This is a genomic window from Citrobacter sp. B72 (assembly GCF_016894305.1).
Classification (GTDB): Bacteria; Pseudomonadota; Gammaproteobacteria; order Enterobacterales; family Enterobacteriaceae; genus Citrobacter; species Citrobacter portucalensis.
Genome location: NZ_CP069802.1, coordinates 222757 through 243683 on the forward strand (window position 1 = coordinate 222757; position 20927 = coordinate 243683).

Genomic DNA, 20927 nt, shown 5'->3' on the forward strand with positions numbered 1-20927 from the left:
CATGGATGCTTTCAATCTGCTGTGGAGCATTACGGGGGTAGCTTTCATTATCCTTATTTTCGTCGTGTTGCTGTGTCTGTTGGGATTTATGACCTCTGCCATAGCGGAACGGCGGACTGCAAAGGCAATTGAATCTGGGCTTCCTGAAGAAGCTCAGGGGCTACTTAGTGATCTCACCTTTCAGTTGTCGGCTCATAGCACTACGCAGGTTGATCACATTCTCGTAGCCCCACATGGTATATACGTCATAGAGCAGAAAAACTACGTAGGCAAGCTCTACGGTACTCTGGAGGAAAGCCACTGGCGGAAATGGACTCAGTCCCGAACCCTCAAGTTGCAGAACCCGTTTAAGCAAAACCAGGGGCACATCAGGGCTATTCAGTCTGCTCTTAAGGCTAGAGAACTGGAATGTATCAATGTCGTCATCATAAACGGACGTTGTAAGTTTGATGGCATCAAGCCGGAATGGTTATGTATGGGGATGGACGATTTTATCCATAAAGTCAAACAACGACGAGGGCTACGGTTGTTCACACCGGAGTCTGTTCAGCACATCTGTTCGGTGTTGAAGTCAACAAGGAAGTCGCCAGGGCTCTATACGGACCTTACTCATATTCATAACATAACGACAAAGTACAAAGCCCCGATGAAATTCGAGCAACGAGTAACATACATTCTGCTCAACTTTATCCATTATCTGTGGGCAAGTCTGTTCACTAAGCAGAAGCCTTAGCGCTCTATCATTGGTAAGGCTGTAAAATGTCTGCAAAAGGCCCCATCGGTAAATTGTTGGGGCTTTTTCTTTGCGTAGTTCTGATACGGTTTATCCTGTGGAGCATTATGGCCACCAGCCAGCTGGTGACTGGCCAACGCTTTGTATGACGTAGCCTACTCAGGGCAGGCTATTTTAGAGGGACCGATTTTTATCCGGGCTAATTTAGAAAGAGATAATTTGAACTTAGGCGGGCTGACCACCAGCAGAGAGGTAAATCACTAGCCGGTGATATTGACAGAAGTCGTCAGGGGTTTAACGCCGGAATATTTTGCCAGGCCTCCTGCAAGGTCTGCAAGACTTCTACAAGTGATAGTGACGGCCACAGGACTGTTTCCGTCATTATCACTCCAGGTGGCTCGCACTCTACTGGTACCAGAATTAAAACAACACGAGTTCCTTTTACCTGGTAGGCAAGGTTTACTGCCGGTTGGCGGTAGGAGGCCAGTACACCCTCACCATATTGAGCAGGGTTACTTGCCCAGTTCCGCACCATTGCATACACCTGAGGCATATACCGACTATCCAGATCCCCTTTGGGCCGTCTGAACGGCACGATTTCTTCTGAGCGGTAGGTGGTCGTTGTTGTATTGGTTGTCATCTTTGTCACCTCCCCTGTTCGTCCATTTAGAGTTTTAAGCTGCTTTACACATCACACTCAACTGATTATTTAAGCTGGTCATCGTCTCTGGCCAGCATAGCCCAACCATTCGCCTGGTTTTCGCGGGAGTAAGGATTCATTTCAAAATAACTATCTACCGCGTCGCTGTCCGCAACAGAACTGTTGTTAGCTCTCTTTGAACCCTGAACCACTACAGCATCAACCTCTGCGGCTTTCCCGTTGCGCTGTACCAGGATTTTAACCGTATTGGGCTTACGTCTTGCGAGCAGTTTGTTGGCGATAAAAAGCACAACAATCCAGGCCAAAAGCACGTATAAAAATGTATTCATAATGCCCTCCTTTGTATGTGATTATTATACCTGCTTCCATTGCAGGCCAAACAGGTTCGGTGCATGAAAAATAGACTTCTCTCCGGCGTATAGCAATCTACTTACTGATCTGTTTTCGTATCAAACTGTATGGCATAACCGAGGGGCGTACGTGGTGAGTCAGAAAGTTACTTTTCCGTAATAGTTAATTTCAGATCCTTCTTCCAGTTACGCTTCAGTATAAAACCGATACCCTCTAATTCAGCATCCTTCACGTTTAATACGCTTCACTTTAAGGCAGGGCTTTTCGGTTGAAATGAATTCTTTTTCCGGTTGCTGGACATAGGTTTCATCCTGATAGTTAAAGTTGCAGGCTATCAGTCACCACCACCACCTCCGTCACCTCCTCCACCGCCACCATCACAACCACCAGCTATGCTATTTTCACCATTACAATCACCTCCGAGGGGGTTCAAATGGCTGCTCCCCTGTAGATGGTGTCCTTGCCAGATCGAACCCGAACCAGCGCCTCCTGAGCGTCTTTGCTTGCCCTGAGGCAATTGTGCAGGCTCACCAGCACCGGCGGTACCAAAAATGTCCCGGGCAATTTTATAAAGAAGGTAAAAAGGTACGCCCAGCATCATAAAAAAGATTACTGAAAATATTACACGTTCCATTGATGATCTCCTGTCTTGTGAGAGACCAGTTATATCAGGGTGATTCAGTATTTCCGTTTAGAAAAGAGTACTAATTTGGCCCTGTTCGCTCTTAATTTGCCATCCGGGAAAAAGTCATAGGGATAGGCCTGCCAGAGTCAATAACTTCCAGTGATCTGGAGGAGACCCCGGCTCTCTGAGCCCTCATGGATGGTACGGCTTTACCCCTTGTAAACAGATTCACGTTCCGCAGGACAAACATCGACTACTGACGTCTCATATTTGCTGACGCTAATCCGACGTCTCATTGCCGTCTGCTTGTTTTCTTTAAAGGGTGTATTAGACGAATATCAAATCGGAATGGTAGGGGATGTGTGGGCACCATGCCCGGCCCTCTTTGAGCATCTGAGAGATTGGAGACCTAGCCGGGTAAGATAGCTACTTTCTTACGGGTTACCCTTCAAATCCAAAGACGAAACGGACGCTGCCGTTCTCCACGTGGAGACGCTTTACTTCTTCGACAAATTCCTGGATCACCTCTCCGGCGTTATCGGGTGGTATGGCTGACAAAATTTCTTCCGAAGTCAGCCATGAGTATGAATGTTCACCGAATAAATCATCATCTTCGGACGGTATATCATCAGGTAATCCGCGTAATGCGTGGATAAAAACTGCTGATGTGCTCGCCCTTTCACGATCTACATCAAATCCGAGCCAGGCAAAGTGGAGATATGATCGGTCCCCTTTATAATTGCTTGATAAATTAATCCATTTACCAGGCTTTTCTTCCCTTTGAAATCGCCAGCAGATATCAACGCCCATTAAGAAACTCCATTACTATCGTTCGTATGAGATAACTATCATTTCAGAATACTATGACTTCTTCCCGTATAGAACTAATCGCTCACGCCATTTAGCTACTTACTTTTTTTACGTACGCTTGCAGCGCAGTACCTTGAGAGAAGTAAGTAAGACTGGGCGAAGCCAACCGGTTCCGCCACCTCGCTCACCGGCTTTTAGGCGTAAGCACTGAAGTCAGCCTCCATGCTAACTGGCGAGCCTGCGAAAGTCAGACTCGTTGTTATAAAGCGGCATATCGTAAGCAGTGTCTGAAATGAACATTCGGATCTGCTCAAGCGTCATGCCACAATGAAAACGGGTTACGCTCACATTGGCCCGGGGGAAGTCAGCACAAAATGCATTCAAAACATTCTCATGGACAATACCAATGTTGATTAACGCAGCTGGCCCGTTGTCACGGAAAGATACGACACGGAATCCCCCATACCAGCCTGACTGGGAGAAAAATGAAAATGCACTCGTTGCCAGACCATTAGACAGGTCATAGCGCAATTTCCCGCTCAGAGACTGGCTGTCTCTGCTGTACACGCGATTAATGAAAATGCCGGGACCAACTTCTACCGGCTGCTTGTTGCTTGCTAAACACGGAAAGCCCACCAGCGAAACCTCCCTTTCTCCTAACCAGTTTACCTGATACCCGGCAGTGAGAAAGTCAGTCAGTTCTACGCCAGAAAGAGCATTAATGGCCGCAATATCGGTATCCAAAATATTTACGTTTTTCATATTCATCTCATCTATATTCTAAAGTGCGTTTTTTGTCTATCAGCCCGAGGATTGAAAATTTGAATATTTAATGTGACAGAAAAATACCTGTCACCTTTTCAAAAACTGCCTGCAATTGAATATCGAGAGAGTCCATTTTAAAATCCACCAGCTCAGCTTTATTATCGCAAACCGAATAAAAATAGGAGTCAAATGCGTCTGTATCTTCATCTTTAAAAATACGGAAGGAATTAATTTTATTATGCCCTTCAAATTCGGCATGAATACCATAGCGAACCGAGCCGTCATCGAACTGAACAACCCGTCGTACAGAATTAATCCGGACGTACTGTTTTAAGGCCCTCGCGAAATCGGCATTTAACGCCAACGCTCGTAAGATTGAATCAGCGGTTTCATTCTGCTTTTTACGATCATATTCAAACATCCCACAGCCGGTGTTACGAAAGACCGGCTGAAGAGCATTAACCAGGTTGAAGGAATCCACGTTTCTGTCGTTTCTGTACATGAGATATCTCCTGCCCCTCCGCTATACGAAGGGGCTTGATAGGGTTACTGCCAGGCTGCGATCACTTCTTCGCACTGGAAATGAGATAAGCACTGCTGGAGTAAAAGGGCCAGCACCGCTGTGTTAGGGACGCGATTGTTACACCACGCGTTGAATAGCAGCTGCCATGGACCGGCATAATACCCGGCCAGTTTCTTTTTTTGTTTATCTGTGCAGCAGCTGGAAATGGCCTGCTGATAAAGGCTTTCATTCTCGGCACCAGAGCGTTGTTGCAGTGCCTGATAAATATAGGAGTAGACAGAATCGGAGCAATTAGATGCATAGGCCAGATTGGTTTTCATAATACCTCCTGTGTTTTTGGGTATTATATAAAACTCCGACCTACTGGCTAATAACCCACACTGTAATTTCTTTTAAAAACACAATAAATTTTCAAAATTGGACCAGTGTGGATTTAAGCGAGCAGTTTAAATCTTTATGAACTAGCTTTCAAAGAGGTTGGTTTTTCGGGAAGTTTTTTGCCAGACCAGCATGTTGGTTTTTTTTCTGTAGTGCAGATTAGCTGGTACCTGCCCCTTCTTACCTCTTTGAGCAATGACTGTTTGAAATATGGTAAGCCCAGTTCAAAAACCCAGTAACGACCGTCTGCAAAAACGACTGAATTTTCAACGCCATCCGAAGCCACCAAGGATGCATCATTAAGTAGACGTTCTTCATAATGAAATGGTAATGAAAATGTCAGATATAACGCACAAAGTACAAAGATTCCTGTGAGACTAACTGCCAGTGAACCACAATAACCAGAATAAACATTTAAATTTCTTTTGATAAATTTCTCATGCAAGATTACAAGCAGACAGAATACACAAGCTACCAGCCCAAATCCTACATGCAGATAAAACTGTCTTATTTCATCATTCCAGACGATGTTGTCCCATTTCGTGCTTAAGATTGAACCCAACAAGGAGATAATAAAAGCGGCAATTTGAGAACTGATAAAGTAGGAGAAAGCTGACTTTGAAGTTATTTTTTTCATAGAAACAGGAACCTCTTTACCTCGTTCCTGATCAGAGAAAAGACACAAAACGCACCATGCGCAAAAAACTGCAAGTCCAGATGCAATAATCTCGCGTAAAAACATATTAAACGTTTCCGATAATGAATAAGTAATTACCATATCCTCTCCGTAAGTCTACATATAATTCAGACGTGACAAATAATTAAAGGCATTGCTATTCTATCATTATGCATTGCGTTTAAAATCATTTCTAATTCAGCAGAGTAGCGATACAGGCATTTCGCTATCCTAAAATCTGGTAGCTTTCCATTTCCTTGCTGAGATAAATCAAAATAATTCTATTTATTGCCTATTCGGATGCTGCAAAACCTTATAAATCCGGATGTATATCACTTAACAGTGAACCATTCGGTGACTTGCTCTCCGTGAGGTCCACCGGGTTTATCCAGTAGGGAACATTCTGCTTTTACCGTTTACTGCATACGCGAGCAGGAATTCTGTTGCAGTTCTGCATTTGCCTGCTTTTCCAGTGCTGTCATAACCCGGCGGAGCATCGCCAGAGCCTGAACAGGCGAGCTCCCAAACTGCACTTTCACTTCATCCGTATCATGATCCTGAATCAGGTCGAGGATGTTCACTTCGATCCCTGCCCCGTTTTCATCTTTTGCCGTGCACTGAATACTTACCCGGGTCACCGAATCCGTCAGGACTGGCAGTGGGTTAGTCTTGTCTACGTTGATAAAAGCCTTCTTCATTGCCCTGTTTCCCCTTGTCCTGAAAAAGTTACCGACCCGTCCGGATGGAGGGGTCGGTCAGAAAATCATGCCTGTCCCTTATTCATCTTCTCAGCATGCTTACGCAGGTACTCTTTCAGGTCAGCATGAGCATTGATGATATCGTTCATTTCATCATTGGTCAGAACAAGCGTGTAAGTATCAGTGCTGACAGATTCACCTTCTTTAAGCTTGGCTTCTTCAGCAATACGTTCAAAAATCGGGATCGCGGTGTCGGCAATGACGGTCACGGTCTTTTTGTTCAGAACGCTGGACATGGATGGTGCTTTACCTGCCGGGTTCTGTTTAGGAGCGCTGTCCTTTGGAGCCGGAGCTGGTTCCTGTACCGGTGGCGTAACCAGCGTCTCTGTATTGCTTTCATCATTCAGTTGATCCGGTACCGGGGTGTTAACGGTAGCATTACCTGCCGGTTGCTCATCACCGGAGTTTTCCGGAGTCTGCGGATCTGCCATGCGCTCTTCTACCTTGGCAGCTTTGACGAATTTCAGCGTGTTTTTCGTCGCTTTACCATAGATGGAGATCGCCTTGTTGATGTTATCTACCGCATCCTCACCGCTGTACATATACTCGTCCAGCGCAACGTACATGCTCACCTGATCGCTCACAAGCATGGTCTGTAGTTCAGAAGGCAGGTCCAGTACGCGAACCATCTGGCGAAGATGCTGCTCTGATTTACCACGTTTTTTTGCCAGTTCCGCAAAGGTCTTAGGCTCTTCTTTATCTTCAACAAGACGCTTAATTGAAAGCGCTTCAGCTACGACAGACAGCGCCAGGTTGGAGTTGCCGGTCAGGGTGAAGAGTTCTGCTTTTGAAGCGCTACCGCGAAACTCTTCGCAGCGAATACGAGTAATGCGTTCACGCCCTTCTGCTTCCAGCTGGCGGTTTGCAATAGCGATGGAACGGATACGGCAAGCCCCCTGACGCAGTACAGGTACGCCATTAACCATCTGAACAACGATAGGCGTCACGCTGAACGGGTCTTCCATGTAGGCATCGGCCAGGCTGTTCAGGTGTTCCACAACGTGAGGCATTGAATAGTAGAGCTCGCCCATACCGGCCGTGCGGGTGTTAAAGCCTTCCTGCTCTACAACAACCGAAGGGTCAATGATAAGGCCGTTACCTTTACGGGCACCGTTACCAGTGCGTTCCAGGTAACCACGAAGGCTGATTTCGTTGCTGTTGTTTTTTACTTCAGTTTCGATTGCGGACATTTTTGTTCTCTCTTTTGGTTGGTTGTTTAACTGCGCTACAACACAACAATACCAGGTTCGACATTTTTTCTAATAGGTTGCACAGAAGAAAAAGTAACTTTTCTTAAAAAAAATTCCTGAGACAATACTACTCGATCCGTCCGTTTTAAATCTTCACAACAGTGGGCCGTTTTTACGTTTAAGCAAAATAGCTGGTTCAGAAGGTGAGTCGGAGAGAAAAGTTACTTTTCCGGTTGTCTGGGCCAGTGATGAGAGAGTGGCAGGACAGGAATGGCTAAACCGGTGCGGGTCTCTTGTAAGTCGCAGGGGATTGAGGAGATATAGAGGTAAACCGGTACGTTCAGTTTTTGGATTGAGCCGGGCTTTTGGCCCGGGCTTAAGGAAGCGGAAATTTGAACGAACTGGCAGGTAATGATTTATGCCGCCGACAGCTGGCCGTCAGTGCTTTGCTGTTCTGGTTTGACAGTTGGGGGATAACCGGCAGTTAGCCGCTGGCATTCCGCATCACAGAAAGCCCTGAGGTTGCTGAAGACGGACTCCATGAAATCAGCATGAGCATACGAGTCTACAGGACGTGTCTTGTTATCTTTCATCTTGTTCTCCTCAATCATTATTAAAACCAGCGGATTTAGTTCCTGGCGCTCCATCTGCTGACCGGCTTTCCCAGAGAGCAGCGATGTGTCGGGTTCTGTTTCTCATTTTATCGTTTTCATCGGGCCCATCCGGCCGTATAAGAGACCGATTTGGCATGTTTAAGAAACGTACTGGCGACATTAAAAGCTGAGGTTGGCTTTGGAATAAAAGGATACTTTTCCCGTTTGTCAGGTCTTTCGCTACCGCTGCACGATGATTCTGTCAGGCATTCTGCGCCCTCCTTGGCTGTACATCTTGAAACAAGCGGTGGGATGTTCCCTTCCCCCTGCTCACCGCAGAATAATTGGCAAGTCCCGACGGTCGTTCCGTACGAGCCGGGTCCAAATAATGAATAAATACAACGCCACTTCAATTGTATTGACAATAGAAGTTAGGAGGATCATAGTGTCATTCATGGTGCGGCTTTCGCACCACCGCCCCGGCGGTACCGGGCAGAACTGGAGTACCTCATGAAACTTTCCCGTCAGACGACTTCTGATACTTCTGTTGATGGCCGTTCACGCGCATATGCCTGGGGCCGTGTCCATTATTTCATTATCGAACATGCACCAATGGCTGAGCTGGTCGCTATTGACGAGCTGCTGGAAAAAGCTGGCTGGAGCAATGACGGCTGTCCGAACTATGAGAAAGATGACGAGTTTGGTAATGCTGGTTACAGCTGTGGTTACTGGATCGATATTGACAGCGTGGGAAGCTTCAAGGCTGACTACAAACGTCTTAAGGGTGAGATTAGTGCGCATATCGCCTCAAAGGCGGCAGAGGTGGAGATCCGCGTACTGGACTCGATGTCCGACAAAGAATGTAAAGATGTTGCCTCGGTGGCATGTACTGTTCGCCGTGACTTACGTACGCAGTCCGAATCGCTTCATTCACTGCGTACTATCGTAACGGTTGATCATTACAATCCCTATGTGATCACCAGCCGCCCGCTGAGCATTTCCGCCTGGACACTTATCCACGACTGTCTGAAAACCGGCACCATCAATGACGTCTGTTCACGGTTGAGTTCATTAATCCTGCACTCTGAAGCCGCGATTGCCCGTTGTAAGGGAAGCTCCGACTACTCTTCGGAACACGCTCAGCTATCGTTTTTTGCTGGTAACGACTATGTCACCAGACGCACCCTTGTTGATGCAGCTCACGAAGAGGCTCTGCGAATGAACCGCCGCTTTGATGAACGTATTGCAATGAACGCGGATTCTGATGCCAGAAGGCTCCAGTGCGAATTCAACCTGAGCAACCATGTCGTACAGCGTCGGACCGTTGAATCTGCTCATATCCAGGCAATCAACGAAGACGTCACCCGTTCACAGGCGGAACCACGCTGCCCTGGAAAGCTTCTTCTGAAAATGACCAGTCATGAGGAAGTGCGGGACTCACTGAGCACCTGTTAGTCCAGCGACACCCCCTGCGGCTCTACTACCGGGCCGCAGTCTGCTCCGGCCAGATGGTGCCAGTGGCGTAATGAATTTGTTTAATAAGGCTGAGTATGATGAATAAAGAACAACTAATCGACAAACTGGAACGCGTGGTATGTGGTCAGTACTCCTACGAAATGCAGGAGCTTGCGTATTCGGCCCTCTGCTGCATTAAAGGCACCCCGGACGACTGCGCTAAGTTCCCTGTTACGCGTCCGCTGCCTGACACCTTAGTGGACGTATGGGACGAGATCGGGCAATACCTTGGCACAGGCAAAGCCATTGAAACTCGCAGTTGCGGCGTTTCGCTTCTGCTTCATGGACACTGCTACGATTCAAATCATGTGCTGTACTGGCGCAATGCTGGCGCACTTCCAGCAGCTTGCGATACGCCACTGGCTGGTGGGTCTCGCAAACTGTTCACCTGCTCAGCCTGTGGAGTGGACGGTCTGGATGAACCACCTGAAACCAGTTGCCACTGCTGCACAGAGGGGGCCCACTGGATTGAGAGCAGGCTCTTCACCTCCGGGCAGGCAGACCCTGAAGAATTTAGACCCGTGGCGGTCGTGAAAGAGTGTGCAGGCTCAACGCCGGATGATCGGCTCATCTGGAGCGTGATTGAACAGCTCAACGGCGAACTGGCGGAAGGCGATAAACTATTTAAGCGACGCTGACAGATCACGTCAGCATTTATATCAGACGAACTCCAGAATAATTTAAAGCAACCATGAACATGAAAAAGCCCAAAGCTGCATTACAGAATGCCATGAAAGAAGATGTGCCAGCTGTGACACAGATTCAGATGCGATCTACGGTTTCCAGAAAGGTTCGCTATGTAAAACAGGCAAATCGAGAGGGTCTGAAATTATCTGAGTGGATGTCGCGGCATCTCGACGCTGTCTGTGATACCGCAGATGAGATTCATAAAGGCAAACGCTCAACTCCGGTTGCGCCTGGGAAGATTCCCCCTGAGGTATACCAGGTGATATACGATCAGTGCGGCGGGTTCGTGGAGTGTGATGCTAATGCCCAGGTAATCTGGGAAGCCTGCCGTGATGCCATTCTTAACGGAGACAAAGGGTAAACGGCAGGTATCGCCTGTCATTTTTACCCTTGTGAGGAAAATCCTGATGAACCATGAGAGCCGAACTGTATACCTGAACACGGCCATTGAGGCCCTGTTGAAAGCTGAGGCGGCTCTGAACGAGCTGGCATTAGCCTATGTACTCAAACCAGGTGAAAAGGCAAGCGCATGCCATCCCCGAACCGGTACGCTTTCCACAGCTTCCCAGGTAAGAAAACTTCGCCGTGTTCTAGAAAAAAACAAGTTATGACGGCCCTTATACGCTGGCATAATGTACCGTGCTTCGCTCATCCCAGCAGTATGGGTTTTAAACTCTTCCATTTTTAAGAGTACGGGAAGAGCCTTATTATTGTCGCATACCCTACGGATGCATTGCAGTTCAAACCGCTGTTCGGTGCAATTATTGCTGTATCCGGCGGATTTGAAAATGACAGAAATAGTGATGTAAAGCTCCGCCATTAAAGAAATGCCCCGTAGTTTGGCGAATCAACTTTCTGAATTATCTCGATGAACACCATTTAAGGAAATCGAATGTGTGATTTTTGCAGGGCTGACGAAAATTACTTTCATATGGCAGAATGCGTGTATGACCAACTGGTTAAAGAGTATCCCGTAATGTGGCTGCGGGATTCAACCCGGATCGGGGCCTGCTACCTCTGTCGAGAACTGCTGTCGCCGGAGGGGATGGTCCTGGCGATGCAGAGCGCTTTCCCTGCGAAGGGATGGCGGCTGCGTATTTGGTACAATGAAACCATTGACGAAGAGATAGAACCGCAGCGTGGAGACTGTATTGAGCTGTCCTCCAGGGCGGACGCTCTGCTGTCCTTCATGTCGTTCCAGGAAAAGGTTTAGCGCTGCGGCCCCCCTCACAAAAAGGCGCTTTCCGCGACAAATCTGGTACGACCGGACAACGTTGAGTCAATTCTTGCTTCCCCGCAGAAGAATCCCTATGAAGTAAAGTAGAGGTAGGCATTACGCCCACCAGCAAACCTGATAACTGTTCTTTGCGTAACATCCTCAAACTTCTGGTGCCTTCGTAGACTGCGATGCGAATGCCCATGAGCTGAATTCACCGTATCATTTGACCGGATGCAGCGAGAACAGAAATGACAATGTTTGAACGATTTGCCAGACGGCCATAAAACTCTACTGGGTACAGAATAAGGACTGACCGCAATGGCTACGTTCTATGAGCTACCGACCAGTGAGAAGTCCATTGTTTCCGGTACGTGCCCGGACGAGCACCGGTGAAATTTTTCCCGACTGGATTACGCTAAGGCTTTTGAACGGTTTGCGTGAAGTGGGACTCTTTGGGTCTGGTTCTTGATTTATACAAAAGGCTATATGCCACAAGACGGGAGGAAAAAAGGGTTTCCCCGACTGGAGAAACCCTTTCAAAAGGTGCCGATGGCATACTAATCCACACCCCGAAAAGAGGGGGTTGCCCCCCTCTTTGTCAGCTACTTACCGGATTCGTAGGCCAGGATAGCAGATACCTCCCTTGTTCCGTCTTTCATCCGCAACTCGCAAAGCGAGTTTCGTGTGAGCCAGGTGAATATCAACAGCGTTAAACAAACTATTAATATGCACAAAACAATGGGTTGGTTCGGCATTTTCATGGCCTTCTTCTCCTTGCATTTAAGCAGGCAAGAGGCTACTCTGAATGTGACTAGCATACAGGGGCCTCGGGTTAATTGAAAAATTACTCGGGGCTTTCTGCTTTTACCACAGTCAAACAGTGTTACCGCTGGCTGGGGCAAAAGCCTCCAGCACCAGCGTTATTATACCACCCTGCCCTGATCAGCCAAACACCCCGCCTACATAAATTACTGATTTTTCATTTATTTGACATGATTCACTTCCGGTTGTCGGCGAAAGTCATTTTATACTAAAGAAAAGGGTAACGGGCAGCTGCTGGGTCGGAACATACAGTGCAGTTCCTGCCCGTTTAATTTCCGGATGCAATGGTAGGATCAGGAGGCACTGCTTCCGTTGATTAGGGAAATCTTATGTGCCTGAATACGGCTGTATTCGAGATGGGATGCAATATTACAGATGCGCTCCAGTCGATCATGCAGCCTCGTGTAGGTCAGTCGATGAATACCGGACATTTCATCAAGTAGCCAGCGCTTGATGTAAGGGTTACAGGAAAGCCGGGCAAGATCGTCGTCATCCACTTCGTCAAAGAACCAGTACTGCTCCATCGGGACTACCTGAAATATCCACGGCCGGGGATAGTCCCCTGTGACAACCAAAAACCATGCAAGAAAGCATAGACACAGCTCAACGACCATAAGCATCGAAAATTGCGAATAACTTAGACCGGGCACATAGGGTGAACTATCCGCAACATACCCCCTGAGCAATTCCGCCACAAGGTAGCCCAATAGCGTCAAGGCCAGCATCAGGGTCAGGATTAATCCCCCATTAAACGCTACCGAAGCCTTTTGAACCCGATCAGGTGCTGTCCGGCTGCGATAGTTGGTCACTACTCTTTCTACAAGTGCCCTTATGGCAGCCTGTTCTTTACTGACATCAGCTCCGGAAAAACCGGACGGGCTTTTATTTAATTCAGTCATACCCCACTCCTGTTATGTGCTCTACTTAACAAACACGTAGATCATACAGAGCTCACGGACGCACTCCTGCCAGATAAAGGAGGGAATTTGGCTGTAAGACGGTTAGCCAACAGTTCAGGTTATGCGTGGGATCCGCCCAGTCAGAAAGGATTCCGTTAATAACAGGCAAGGTTAAAGGCAGATGGACGGTGAAATTGTGGGTGCTAAAAGGGGGTATTACTCTTTTTCCTGCATAGCGGTTTTTTCAGCCCGGGTGGCCAGACGAACATTTCCGAAAGGCTCACGGACAAGCAGTGGCTTCTCCTTCTTCCAGCCCCTGATAGCCGTTTCTCCAAACCGACGTGGTGCATTGCCGTTCCAGCGAGCAATCACATGGTTATCATGAATTTCAATAATGACAACGGGGTGGACAATGACCGTTGAAATGGTGGTATTTCCCATTTTGGTACGGGTTACAGACCAAACCTGCATCCCGGATTCCAGCTGGCTGATTTTCATATTATATCCTTAAGCCATCACGAACTGCGCCACAAACAATTAATGTGGCGCAATTTACCATAAACAATAAACATCAGATACCCGTGAAAAGATTTCCCTTTATTTTAAAATTCTTCTGGAGAAAAAATGATATTTCCAGAAGAGGTCAGCGAAATTCAGAAACGGCCATCACAATGGTGCTGCGCTGACGCTGGCGTTCTGCCTTGCGCTGCCTGCGGCGATAGATCTGTTTTGCGCTGACGTAAGGGCAGTCCTCACGGGTATACCAGCAGCAGCCGCAAGGTTCGGGCCGGGGTTTTCCGGCAAGTCCAAATGGTTTCATCAAGTCACCTTTTTAATGTTTTTAATGGAAAGATACTTACCTAACCCATTGTTTTATAGGAAATAACGTTGTTGCATAAACAGATACAGATAACCCTCAGGAGAAAACATGCAAAGGTTATCAGTGATAACCGCGTCCAGATACCGAGTGTCAGTCTGTAAACGTTTTATCACCAGAAAATGTGCTGCCGCAGCCTTAATGCCAGAACTACCGTTTACAACATTATGTATACCCGCTTTGAATAACGAACGAGCATGAATTACCTTTTCCCGGGCCGCTTCGATCTCAGCATTAATAACGCATTGCCGCGCCTGGATGACTGCCTCTCCGGTTAAATCGCGGAAATTCATTAGAGATGTGATCATGATTGACTCTCCAGATTATGTGGAATCATTATAACAACTGGCACCACGCCACAAATAACCTGAGATAAATTCTTTGAAATATTCCTATATATAAGGAATTACAGTCGGAAAAGAAACAATGAAATAGCGCCGACCGCTTAAAATCGATAAATTAAAATGGACGGCACTGGAATGAAAAACTGAAAGTAGTAAGACCGTAATTATCCTTCACGGATGTAAGCTTTAAAAGAGGAGTACTGGCAAAGCTTTGCCAAGTACTTCGGCGGTTGTGTCTACGATTTTACGGATGTCATCGATCTGCGAAGGCTTATTCAACACCACCGTAAAAAGCTCTCCTTCGTTATCAGCCTGCTCGCAGTTTCCGTATCGGCTCCCGTCGTACAGCTGCACAATACGTGACATAGAAGACTTTGTTTGTTTCATGGCTTTGCACCTGCTTTTAGGCAGTTTGGTTACTGGTTATCAGAAGCTGGTTTCATGCGCTTCCGGCTGGGACACGAACTGGTATTTGACGCCGCCAGGCACACCTACTGCTTCGGCAATAGAGTCGCAAAGCCGCGATAAATCATTTAGTGTCATCGGATATTCAATATCTACTGAATATAAAGCACCTGCATTTTCAGCATCTTCGATGTTTTTATACTGGGCACTAAATATAGCAATGGTCTGAATTTCGTGGTTATGCATGAACCGGTCCTTATTAAATTATAAAAGCCACCCGAGAGTGGCCTGAGTGGAAACTTAAATCTGTGAAGTATATTTGAGAGATTTTTTGCGATCCAGATGCCGGGCAACAATGGTTCCGATAACAAGTAGCGTGATGACCGCACTGAAGAAGGTGCTGTCAGGGACGCCCTGGAAAAAATCACTGAAACTGTAAACAATAAAAATCAATGCGCAAAAATAGAAAACGATACGAACATAAGGGGTAAAAAACATTTTCATCGGTTGCCTTCCATTCAGGGAGAATTCTCAGTAATTACATCACACCTGAAGAGAAACTATTTTCGTATAAATGAGCATTTTCGACATATCAGAGGGGGGTTTTACTCATAAATGAGGTAGTAAGGGTCACACTTGAGATGAAAGTTACTTTCCTGGCTGCGAACGAACTATCTCAAATGTTAGAGGTGTGCGTTCGCCTTAAGAGCTTCATGCCCTGAGGAGCTCAACTTGAGCCGATAGTATAAACCTGGCTCCAGATGCCTTACTGGCTGGCATAACTCCACGAGGCCCAGCCGGAACAGGACCGGAGAGCTCCTGCACGTCACATCATCAGGATTCCCCATAAACGTACGCCGTTCTCTGGCCCGTCTGAAATTGCCAGAGATATCATAGATCGTGCCGGATGCCATCCGTCTTAACACGTAAATCTGCGCCCTTGTAAGCTTCTGGGCGGAACTGCTTAAACCTGACATACCTTCCCGGCCTTATATAAAACAATCCGCCAGCAGCTCGACTGGCGGACAATGTTTGACTGGATACAGCAAGGACATACTATTTGCTGACAAGTTTGATATTGGTTTCACTCATTCGAAGTCGAAACTCCTGAAAACCCTGCTCTACCGCTAACTCCAGCCACTCAACGGGAATGGTATAGCTACAATCAGACCCACCCAAAGCGGCATCACAAGCGTAATCCCAGTCCTCATCCAGTTTTGGATTCATCCCCTGGGCGTAAGCCACAGTATCGCGGGATGCGGGAGAGCCCTCAAGCTCAGCATTAGTGATCAGGTATACACCATGACTGTGCGCGAGAAGCACTTTTGGCACCAGATGTGTGCTGGCAATTTTTGAGGATGAGGGAAAGAAAACCCTACCAGCTTTACGCGCCTCTTCTTCAGTCTGTCCCTCAGCGTTAAGGAGGGCTCCCCCCGGATAGCATGCCGGGTCATAGATCTGATCTGGGGTGACCGAAAACGTTTTTGCGGTGCGAATTTCTTCGATCAGTTTATTGATATCTGCCATTTCAAATACGAGAGTGGTCACAGGCTTACTCTCCCTCTTCAGTGGACAACATCAGATACTTTGTTGCCAGCAGAAGCTCTCCCACATCCTTGAGGGACAATTCAGCTTTGCCTTCTACGGCAAGCTGCAAGCGCTGTCGAATTGCATGAACAGAATCTGAAGATAAAGATGCCATTTTGCGCAAAACGGCATTAGCCTTTTCTACAGCAGGATACAGAATTTCTGAGTTGGTATTATCTTCGTCATTATCAAAGATAATTTCAGAATCCATATTGATGTTATCTTCAAGCCAGCTTGAAAGCACTTCAAGTAATGACATCACCTTTTCAATTTGCATATCGCCTCCTCTGTTAACATGAAACAAATATAACAAAGTGGCTTACCCGGCTAATAACCTGAGCAGAAAGTTTTCGAACTTAGTTTGAAAACAAGTTTTCTGCTCAGGTTAATGTTAAAGTCGCTGGGTAAAAGATAAAAGGCACTGAAGATGATTTAAGCATCAAACAGACTAAATAGGATTCCGTCTTTTATAACGCTTTTAAAATAGAATGAATGAAATATAAATTTTGCGTTTAAGAATGAACGCTGTAGAGGATGATTTATCCAGTGATATGCAGTTTGTGGCCTTTAAAAAGGCTTTATTATGGACTTGAATTGCAAAGAGAGCACCGACATTTTTCTGGGGGCTCCCGCAGAGAAAAAGCTGTGAGGTTATGAAGACGTATAGGAGGTATTCGGCGAAATACTGTATGGCCACAGGAGAGCTTCAGCACCCATATCCTGCCGCCTCGCTCGCCTGTGGTGATTTCAATATGTTCTACGTCATACCACGTAGTTGTATTTCTCACTTTGTTTATGCTTCCTGACACCGCGTGAACGCAATCTTCGTCTGGATGCGTTCATAGATGGAAAACTGCCTTTCAATGGAATCGGCATTAGACAGTAATTCATGAAGCTCAGCAGAATCTGTATCAGGAACGATAGCGACAGAAACTCCATATTTACGCCCAGTTCTGATCAGGTGCGCAAGTTTTTCCTTCTCTGATTCTGTGAGCATTGCCAGATCCCTTCCGGATACCTGCTCGATAAATGGACCAAGGTTTTTCGGAAAAAAGGGTTCGGCATCAGAATTATGTACCGGGAGCGTTTGCGGCTTATCGAAGCTATTGGACATGAAAAGAACCTTTATAGTTAGAGAGGTGGAGACTGAATGCGTAGCCCATTAAAATTAGTAGTGCCACACTCGAATGCTAATCATACTTTATGATGGCTATGGTAGGAATGGCCGTCAACTTAAACCGCCAGAAGCGAGCCATTCACCGTTAAAGTAACTTTCCCGTATGATGTTCTTTTTATGGAATGAGTTGTTCACACTCCTCTTTAAGAGCCGCCCTGGAACGAGATCGACAGACTTTGCTTAATGAAGAGCGTAATTGATGTTCATCAACCCCATCAGCGACAAACTGACCAATTTTCTTTTCAAGACGCTGCATTGCCTCATAAAGCTTGGCATCAGTATTATTTTTAAGAAACCTCAGTATATAATCAGCAATAATTTGAACAGGAGTAAAGTTACACATCATGTATCCTTAATAAGTTGTGTAAAAATAAAACCATAAAAAACATAATCAGAAGTAGATTATTATACTTGAGTAAGCTTTTCAGCTAACAAGCTGGAGAAGCAGATTCCGGTAAATTACTACATATTTGATAAAAGTTACTGAATAAAAAAGCCCAGCGTACCGGGCTTTCATTCAATTTGATTCTAAGAATCTGACTCGCCGCCTGATTTTTATACCAAGAAGAGCGAACAAAACGCCAACGAATGCGACGGGACTACCTACTTTAAGACAATTAACCGACGCTTTTGAAAAGATATGTGATTTAGACATACGTTTTTGCTCATAACGAATCGCAAGTGGTGAGACGGATTTATCTAAAGCTGTCTTTTCCAATGCATAACGAACTTTCACGGGAATATTTGACTGTAATACACCAGACATATACGCCCTAACAACATTCTGTGTTAACTTCACATCTGGCTTGCCGAGTTTTATATGTAGTTGCGCCTTTAAATAGTTTACAGATACCTCTTCGCCTGAGGGCCAATTACTATCATTTAAATATGCGACAAGTTTATCGTATTTTTCATGTTTTACATATTTCTTGATAACCTTTACAGTCGAAGCTGAAGTGGCATCAGTCTCTTCCGAACCTAAAGCAGATGTAAAAACTGACAAGCCGATAAGAAAAGCGCCAGCAATTAGAAGCATCGGGAATATCTCACCTATTTCCTCCCCCTTTAAAATTTTAAAGGCAGTTGAAGAAACTACTAATAGCCCCATAATCCCTAATAGCAACTTAGAATATGTAGTTAGGAAGCCTCCAAATGCATCGCCAAAATCCGAAACCACTAACTTATCTTCACCTTCAGATGAATTGAAGAATGACAAGGGCACATCAATATCAAAGTCCAGAACTGAAGGTGAGAGGTGTAATGACAGCAACCACAAGCAAAGACCAAAAATCATTATCAGCAGGCCCGCACCAAATATCGCGAAACCTGAATTTCTAATCTTTATAGACCGGTGAAAAAGAAATGACAGTTCACGGGAAAAATCGTCACTACTCTTAAGGTTACGCACCATGATCTACCCCTTTTTGTGTCAGTCGGGTGCGCAAATTCTCACGCATGGCAAGAACCTGTTTTTCTGTTTCCCTGAGCTTAATAGCCCCTTCTCTCTGGATTTTAACAACATCGCCAACCGTCTGGATAAGCGTATCCTGCACCTCTTTAAGGGTGCTTATATCAATAACCAGCCGTTGGTTTGCTTTCATAGTTTCTACTGCATTGCGATGCAGTAATTTTGCATTACTACGGAGTAACTCATTGTTGGCATTATCGATATCATTGGCAAGATTTACAGCGTTACGCTGTCCATTTAGAGAAATGGCTAACAGAAACTGACGCTTGAAATTAGGGACAGTAACCTCTTTGACGCTATGAAACTTGTCGATAAGACTTTGGTTATTTGCCTGTATAATCCGTACCATTGGCAATACTTGCATAGCAGACTGCTGAGAAACAACTAAATCGCCAATACGTTTTTCTAAATTAGCAATTAGCGTATCCAGATCAGATACTTCCTGGAACTTAGCAGGATTGTTACCAACATTAGCTCTGAGATTTTCTGCTTTTAATTGTAATTCTCCCAGCCTTAATTTACCGGCAGCAATATGTACACCTGTTAAGTGGTGTTCTTTAACGACTTCATCAAACATTTGCTGGAGCGAAATATTATTAGAACCGAGGCTATTCTGTGTAACTGAAACCTCTGAAACCAGAGCATCGATTTGTTCACGAGTTGATTCAAACTGTGCGGCGAAATTCTTCCCACGGGTGCGGATTTTATCCAACAAAGGGCCAATAACTGGCAGATTTGAACGACTTTCAGTTAAGTTCGAGATGTTTACATTTCTTGCAAGGTTGATAATTTCAGTTAATTTGCTCCCGGCTTCGTCTAAATCTTTATTGCGAATTTGCTCAAGCAGGCTATCCGCATAATTAGCAGTGTTTTCCCCCATTGCCCGGCCAAAACGATAAACTGTTCCTGGATCATCGGCATTAATGCATTCCGCGACGGCTTTAATCTCTTGTTCATCTTGCTCATTCAGCCCGAACTTTTCCAGTTCAGCGGAAGTCAAAGTAAAAGCAACAACCTCAGTTTTGGTGGTCAAATTATTAATCATTTTTGGAATCCCTCTAAATTTTGTCGCAGGCTTTTTAGAAGAGCCTCGTGGGCCTGATTAGCTTTTCTAACAATCGTAGGGTCAGTGTTATTTACTGATAACAGCGAAAGTGTGTGTTGCCGCCATACTGGAACCAGGACTTTTATAGTTTCGTTAAAGCGGTCAGCAATATCTATACAAGTCCCGCGAGTGATTTCCATCTGCATGGCGGCCATTTCATGAGACGCAAGCAGTGTTGCCAGGTTAGCTAAACGTCTGGCAAATCTTTCCCTCGGTTTATCGAAGACAAGGCTTAGATCGTCACTATTTTTTTCTTCGGTAGAATCCCTAAGGAACTCATGGCCTGCCTGGATAAAAATTTTAAGGCGTTTGATTTCTGACACATATGTTTCAAGCAGCTCTTCTAAAGCCAGTAGCGTCTCATTCACATGTGTCAGATATCCGTTCCCCTCATTAATAAGATTTTCCACCTTCTCACGTGCGTGTTGGTAACGAACGCGCTTTTCAAGGTGTTTGCCCGTAAAGCGGGAAAACCAGGATGGATTGCTACTGATAGAACGTGGATCTGCCTCCGCTAAGGCACTTACGATACGGTTCAAGGCTCCTGATAAAGCGGTAACTGCGTCTTTCTCCAGAAGATTTGAATACTTATCCATAGCCTTCGAAGATAAACCCGAGTCGCCGTAATGGCTTATTGCCCCAGCATTAAGCAGAAGACCGGGTATAAATTCTTCTTTGAGTTCTGCTATCGATATGTTGCTGCTGTCAGTTGAAACGTTCATTTTTGCCTCAAAATGGTTATCCATGACAGCCTATCAT

Annotated in this window: 32 protein-coding genes and 1 pseudogene; 6 read left to right on the forward strand and 27 right to left on the reverse strand. The window is 45.8% G+C overall.

Features of this window, described 5'->3' with window-relative positions:
- Window position 1 precedes the first annotated feature (1 nt).
- Complete coding sequence (locus JQN59_RS25220) at window positions 2-733, forward strand: nuclease-related domain-containing protein (RefSeq protein ID WP_000338612.1); 732 nt, start codon at window positions 2-4, stop codon at window positions 731-733.
- A gap of 286 nt (window positions 734-1019) precedes the next feature.
- Here the strand turns inward: JQN59_RS25220 and JQN59_RS25225 are convergent, their stop codons facing one another.
- The 11 genes from JQN59_RS25225 to JQN59_RS25275 all read right to left on the reverse strand — a co-directional run bounded on the left by JQN59_RS25225 (window position 1020) and on the right by JQN59_RS25275 (window position 8063).
- Window positions 1020-1373 (reverse strand): hypothetical protein, encoded by a 354-nt coding sequence (locus tag JQN59_RS25225; protein WP_000210769.1) that lies wholly within the window; start codon window positions 1371-1373, stop codon window positions 1020-1022.
- Between the two features lie 65 nt (window positions 1374-1438).
- Window positions 1439-1723: a hypothetical protein gene (locus JQN59_RS25230; RefSeq protein ID WP_001091367.1), complete on the reverse strand. Its 285-nt coding sequence runs from the start codon at window positions 1721-1723 to the stop codon at window positions 1439-1441.
- 356 nt (window positions 1724-2079) lie between these two features.
- A complete protein-coding gene (locus tag JQN59_RS25235; RefSeq protein ID WP_000442693.1) occupies window positions 2080-2379 on the reverse strand; it encodes a hypothetical protein in 300 nt (99 codons plus the stop codon).
- A 432-nt stretch (window positions 2380-2811) separates the two neighbouring features.
- Window positions 2812-3180, reverse strand: coding sequence for a hypothetical protein (locus JQN59_RS25240; protein ID WP_000537761.1), 369 nt, complete (start codon window positions 3178-3180; stop codon window positions 2812-2814).
- Between the two features lie 225 nt (window positions 3181-3405).
- Window positions 3406-3942: a hypothetical protein gene (locus tag JQN59_RS25245; RefSeq protein WP_000800251.1), complete on the reverse strand. Its 537-nt coding sequence runs from the start codon at window positions 3940-3942 to the stop codon at window positions 3406-3408.
- Between the two features lie 67 nt (window positions 3943-4009).
- Window positions 4010-4447 (reverse strand): hypothetical protein, encoded by a 438-nt coding sequence (locus JQN59_RS25250; RefSeq protein ID WP_000286108.1) that lies wholly within the window; start codon window positions 4445-4447, stop codon window positions 4010-4012.
- A gap of 44 nt (window positions 4448-4491) precedes the next feature.
- The gene (locus JQN59_RS25255; protein WP_000856246.1) at window positions 4492-4788 is read right to left on the reverse strand and encodes a hypothetical protein; all 297 of its coding nucleotides are present in this window, start codon (window positions 4786-4788) and stop codon (window positions 4492-4494) included.
- A gap of 134 nt (window positions 4789-4922) precedes the next feature.
- Window positions 4923-5624 carry a hypothetical protein gene (locus JQN59_RS25260; protein WP_000237191.1) on the reverse strand — a complete coding sequence of 234 codons (702 nt, stop codon included), beginning with the start codon at window positions 5622-5624 and terminating at the stop codon, window positions 4923-4925.
- A gap of 314 nt (window positions 5625-5938) precedes the next feature.
- Window positions 5939-6220 (reverse strand): hypothetical protein, encoded by a 282-nt coding sequence (locus tag JQN59_RS25265; protein ID WP_000708863.1) that lies wholly within the window; start codon window positions 6218-6220, stop codon window positions 5939-5941.
- 65 nt (window positions 6221-6285) lie between these two features.
- Window positions 6286-7470, reverse strand: coding sequence for a hypothetical protein (locus JQN59_RS25270; RefSeq protein ID WP_001272971.1), 1185 nt, complete (start codon window positions 7468-7470; stop codon window positions 6286-6288).
- Between the two features lie 416 nt (window positions 7471-7886).
- Entirely contained in the window at window positions 7887-8063 is a 177-nt protein-coding gene (locus tag JQN59_RS25275) for a hypothetical protein (protein ID WP_001371930.1), read from the reverse strand.
- Between the two features lie 510 nt (window positions 8064-8573).
- Here JQN59_RS25275 and JQN59_RS25280 point away from each other — a divergent pair.
- The 5 genes from JQN59_RS25280 (at window position 8574) to JQN59_RS25300 (ending at window position 11478) form a co-directional block, all read left to right on the forward strand.
- On the forward strand, window positions 8574-9518 hold the full coding sequence (locus JQN59_RS25280; RefSeq protein ID WP_000778029.1) for a DUF5417 domain-containing protein: 945 nt from the start codon (window positions 8574-8576) through the stop codon (window positions 9516-9518).
- Window positions 9519-9613: 95 nt separating this feature from the next.
- Complete coding sequence (locus tag JQN59_RS25285) at window positions 9614-10216, forward strand: hypothetical protein (protein WP_001371889.1); 603 nt, start codon at window positions 9614-9616, stop codon at window positions 10214-10216.
- A 53-nt stretch (window positions 10217-10269) separates the two neighbouring features.
- Window positions 10270-10626 carry a hypothetical protein gene (locus JQN59_RS25290; protein ID WP_001371908.1) on the forward strand — a complete coding sequence of 119 codons (357 nt, stop codon included), beginning with the start codon at window positions 10270-10272 and terminating at the stop codon, window positions 10624-10626.
- A 46-nt stretch (window positions 10627-10672) separates the two neighbouring features.
- Window positions 10673-10876, forward strand: a complete 204-nt coding sequence (locus tag JQN59_RS25295) for a hypothetical protein (protein ID WP_001015183.1) — start codon at window positions 10673-10675, stop codon at window positions 10874-10876.
- A gap of 281 nt (window positions 10877-11157) precedes the next feature.
- A complete protein-coding gene (locus tag JQN59_RS25300) occupies window positions 11158-11478 on the forward strand; it encodes a hypothetical protein (protein ID WP_000332796.1) in 321 nt (106 codons plus the stop codon).
- Window positions 11479-12086: 608 nt separating this feature from the next.
- On the opposite strand, the gene JQN59_RS25305 is transcribed toward JQN59_RS25300, so the two are convergent.
- The 16 genes and pseudogenes from JQN59_RS25305 to JQN59_RS25375 all read right to left on the reverse strand — a co-directional run bounded on the left by JQN59_RS25305 (window position 12087) and on the right by JQN59_RS25375 (window position 20914).
- Window positions 12087-12206 (reverse strand): type I toxin-antitoxin system Hok family toxin, encoded by a 120-nt coding sequence (locus tag JQN59_RS25305; protein ID WP_223152483.1) that lies wholly within the window; start codon window positions 12204-12206, stop codon window positions 12087-12089.
- A pseudogene (locus tag JQN59_RS27095) lies at window positions 12154-12264 on the reverse strand (DUF5431 family protein); the annotation flags it as partial. The pseudogene JQN59_RS27095 and the gene JQN59_RS25305, both read right to left, overlap by 53 nt.
- A 335-nt stretch (window positions 12265-12599) precedes the next feature.
- Window positions 12600-13205, reverse strand: a complete 606-nt coding sequence (locus JQN59_RS25310; RefSeq protein WP_000137794.1) for a hypothetical protein — start codon at window positions 13203-13205, stop codon at window positions 12600-12602.
- Window positions 13206-13421: 216 nt separating this feature from the next.
- Complete coding sequence (locus JQN59_RS25315; protein ID WP_000703842.1) at window positions 13422-13703, reverse strand: hypothetical protein; 282 nt, start codon at window positions 13701-13703, stop codon at window positions 13422-13424.
- A 145-nt stretch (window positions 13704-13848) separates the two neighbouring features.
- Complete coding sequence (locus tag JQN59_RS25320) at window positions 13849-14025, reverse strand: hypothetical protein (protein ID WP_000802040.1); 177 nt, start codon at window positions 14023-14025, stop codon at window positions 13849-13851.
- 53 nt (window positions 14026-14078) lie between these two features.
- A complete protein-coding gene (locus JQN59_RS25325; RefSeq protein WP_000633161.1) occupies window positions 14079-14390 on the reverse strand; it encodes a hypothetical protein in 312 nt (103 codons plus the stop codon).
- A gap of 222 nt (window positions 14391-14612) precedes the next feature.
- Window positions 14613-14813, reverse strand: coding sequence for a hypothetical protein (locus JQN59_RS25330; protein ID WP_000814953.1), 201 nt, complete (start codon window positions 14811-14813; stop codon window positions 14613-14615).
- A 39-nt stretch (window positions 14814-14852) separates the two neighbouring features.
- Window positions 14853-15077: a hypothetical protein gene (locus JQN59_RS25335; RefSeq protein WP_000551490.1), complete on the reverse strand. Its 225-nt coding sequence runs from the start codon at window positions 15075-15077 to the stop codon at window positions 14853-14855.
- Window positions 15078-15131: 54 nt separating this feature from the next.
- The gene (locus tag JQN59_RS25340) at window positions 15132-15335 is read right to left on the reverse strand and encodes a hypothetical protein (protein ID WP_000781547.1); all 204 of its coding nucleotides are present in this window, start codon (window positions 15333-15335) and stop codon (window positions 15132-15134) included.
- A gap of 552 nt (window positions 15336-15887) precedes the next feature.
- On the reverse strand, window positions 15888-16379 hold the full coding sequence (locus JQN59_RS25345) for a DUF3085 domain-containing protein (protein WP_001371932.1): 492 nt from the start codon (window positions 16377-16379) through the stop codon (window positions 15888-15890).
- 4 nt (window positions 16380-16383) lie between these two features.
- The gene (locus tag JQN59_RS25350; protein ID WP_001165367.1) at window positions 16384-16695 is read right to left on the reverse strand and encodes a DUF957 domain-containing protein; all 312 of its coding nucleotides are present in this window, start codon (window positions 16693-16695) and stop codon (window positions 16384-16386) included.
- A gap of 516 nt (window positions 16696-17211) precedes the next feature.
- Window positions 17212-17532, reverse strand: coding sequence for a hypothetical protein (locus tag JQN59_RS25355; RefSeq protein ID WP_000071366.1), 321 nt, complete (start codon window positions 17530-17532; stop codon window positions 17212-17214).
- Window positions 17533-17710: 178 nt separating this feature from the next.
- Window positions 17711-17938, reverse strand: coding sequence for a hypothetical protein (locus tag JQN59_RS25360; RefSeq protein WP_000336109.1), 228 nt, complete (start codon window positions 17936-17938; stop codon window positions 17711-17713).
- A gap of 174 nt (window positions 17939-18112) precedes the next feature.
- A complete protein-coding gene (locus JQN59_RS25365) occupies window positions 18113-19006 on the reverse strand; it encodes a hypothetical protein (protein WP_204528225.1) in 894 nt (297 codons plus the stop codon).
- A complete protein-coding gene (locus tag JQN59_RS25370) occupies window positions 18996-20108 on the reverse strand; it encodes a toxic anion resistance protein (RefSeq protein WP_000609386.1) in 1113 nt (370 codons plus the stop codon). The genes JQN59_RS25365 and JQN59_RS25370 overlap by 11 nt, the downstream gene beginning before the upstream one ends.
- The gene (locus tag JQN59_RS25375; RefSeq protein WP_094935606.1) at window positions 20105-20914 is read right to left on the reverse strand and encodes a toxic anion resistance protein; all 810 of its coding nucleotides are present in this window, start codon (window positions 20912-20914) and stop codon (window positions 20105-20107) included. The genes JQN59_RS25370 and JQN59_RS25375 overlap by 4 nt, the downstream gene beginning before the upstream one ends.
- Between the last annotated feature and the right edge of the window lie 13 nt (window positions 20915-20927).

Excerpts from the sequence above, each read along its gene's own strand:
- JQN59_RS25220 (WP_000338612.1), top strand. The coding sequence starts at position 2 with ATGGATGCTTTCAATCTGCTGTGGAGCATTACGGGGGTAGCTTTCATT.
- JQN59_RS25225 (WP_000210769.1), bottom strand. The coding sequence starts at position 1,373 with ATGACAACCAATACAACAACGACCACCTACCGCTCAGAAGAAATCGTG.
- JQN59_RS25230 (WP_001091367.1), bottom strand. The coding sequence starts at position 1,723 with ATGAATACATTTTTATACGTGCTTTTGGCCTGGATTGTTGTGCTTTTT.
- JQN59_RS25235 (WP_000442693.1), bottom strand. The coding sequence starts at position 2,379 with ATGGAACGTGTAATATTTTCAGTAATCTTTTTTATGATGCTGGGCGTA.
- JQN59_RS25240 (WP_000537761.1), bottom strand. The coding sequence starts at position 3,180 with ATGGGCGTTGATATCTGCTGGCGATTTCAAAGGGAAGAAAAGCCTGGT.
- JQN59_RS25245 (WP_000800251.1), bottom strand. The coding sequence starts at position 3,942 with ATGAAAAACGTAAATATTTTGGATACCGATATTGCGGCCATTAATGCT.
- JQN59_RS25250 (WP_000286108.1), bottom strand. The coding sequence starts at position 4,447 with ATGTACAGAAACGACAGAAACGTGGATTCCTTCAACCTGGTTAATGCT.
- JQN59_RS25255 (WP_000856246.1), bottom strand. The coding sequence starts at position 4,788 with ATGAAAACCAATCTGGCCTATGCATCTAATTGCTCCGATTCTGTCTAC.
- JQN59_RS25260 (WP_000237191.1), bottom strand. The coding sequence starts at position 5,624 with ATGGTAATTACTTATTCATTATCGGAAACGTTTAATATGTTTTTACGC.
- JQN59_RS25265 (WP_000708863.1), bottom strand. The coding sequence starts at position 6,220 with ATGAAGAAGGCTTTTATCAACGTAGACAAGACTAACCCACTGCCAGTC.
- JQN59_RS25270 (WP_001272971.1), bottom strand. The coding sequence starts at position 7,470 with ATGTCCGCAATCGAAACTGAAGTAAAAAACAACAGCAACGAAATCAGC.
- JQN59_RS25275 (WP_001371930.1), bottom strand. The coding sequence starts at position 8,063 with ATGAAAGATAACAAGACACGTCCTGTAGACTCGTATGCTCATGCTGAT.
- JQN59_RS25280 (WP_000778029.1), top strand. The coding sequence starts at position 8,574 with ATGAAACTTTCCCGTCAGACGACTTCTGATACTTCTGTTGATGGCCGT.
- JQN59_RS25285 (WP_001371889.1), top strand. The coding sequence starts at position 9,614 with ATGATGAATAAAGAACAACTAATCGACAAACTGGAACGCGTGGTATGT.
- JQN59_RS25290 (WP_001371908.1), top strand. The coding sequence starts at position 10,270 with ATGAACATGAAAAAGCCCAAAGCTGCATTACAGAATGCCATGAAAGAA.
- JQN59_RS25295 (WP_001015183.1), top strand. The coding sequence starts at position 10,673 with ATGAACCATGAGAGCCGAACTGTATACCTGAACACGGCCATTGAGGCC.
- JQN59_RS25300 (WP_000332796.1), top strand. The coding sequence starts at position 11,158 with ATGTGTGATTTTTGCAGGGCTGACGAAAATTACTTTCATATGGCAGAA.
- JQN59_RS25310 (WP_000137794.1), bottom strand. The coding sequence starts at position 13,205 with ATGACTGAATTAAATAAAAGCCCGTCCGGTTTTTCCGGAGCTGATGTC.
- JQN59_RS25315 (WP_000703842.1), bottom strand. The coding sequence starts at position 13,703 with ATGAAAATCAGCCAGCTGGAATCCGGGATGCAGGTTTGGTCTGTAACC.
- JQN59_RS25320 (WP_000802040.1), bottom strand. The coding sequence starts at position 14,025 with ATGAAACCATTTGGACTTGCCGGAAAACCCCGGCCCGAACCTTGCGGC.
- JQN59_RS25325 (WP_000633161.1), bottom strand. The coding sequence starts at position 14,390 with ATGATCACATCTCTAATGAATTTCCGCGATTTAACCGGAGAGGCAGTC.
- JQN59_RS25330 (WP_000814953.1), bottom strand. The coding sequence starts at position 14,813 with ATGAAACAAACAAAGTCTTCTATGTCACGTATTGTGCAGCTGTACGAC.
- JQN59_RS25335 (WP_000551490.1), bottom strand. The coding sequence starts at position 15,077 with ATGCATAACCACGAAATTCAGACCATTGCTATATTTAGTGCCCAGTAT.
- JQN59_RS25340 (WP_000781547.1), bottom strand. The coding sequence starts at position 15,335 with ATGAAAATGTTTTTTACCCCTTATGTTCGTATCGTTTTCTATTTTTGC.
- JQN59_RS25350 (WP_001165367.1), bottom strand. The coding sequence starts at position 16,695 with ATGCAAATTGAAAAGGTGATGTCATTACTTGAAGTGCTTTCAAGCTGG.
- JQN59_RS25355 (WP_000071366.1), bottom strand. The coding sequence starts at position 17,532 with ATGTCCAATAGCTTCGATAAGCCGCAAACGCTCCCGGTACATAATTCT.
- JQN59_RS25360 (WP_000336109.1), bottom strand. The coding sequence starts at position 17,938 with ATGTGTAACTTTACTCCTGTTCAAATTATTGCTGATTATATACTGAGG.
- JQN59_RS25365 (WP_204528225.1), bottom strand. The coding sequence starts at position 19,006 with ATGGTGCGTAACCTTAAGAGTAGTGACGATTTTTCCCGTGAACTGTCA.
- JQN59_RS25370 (WP_000609386.1), bottom strand. The coding sequence starts at position 20,108 with ATGATTAATAATTTGACCACCAAAACTGAGGTTGTTGCTTTTACTTTG.
- JQN59_RS25375 (WP_094935606.1), bottom strand. The coding sequence starts at position 20,914 with ATGGATAACCATTTTGAGGCAAAAATGAACGTTTCAACTGACAGCAGC.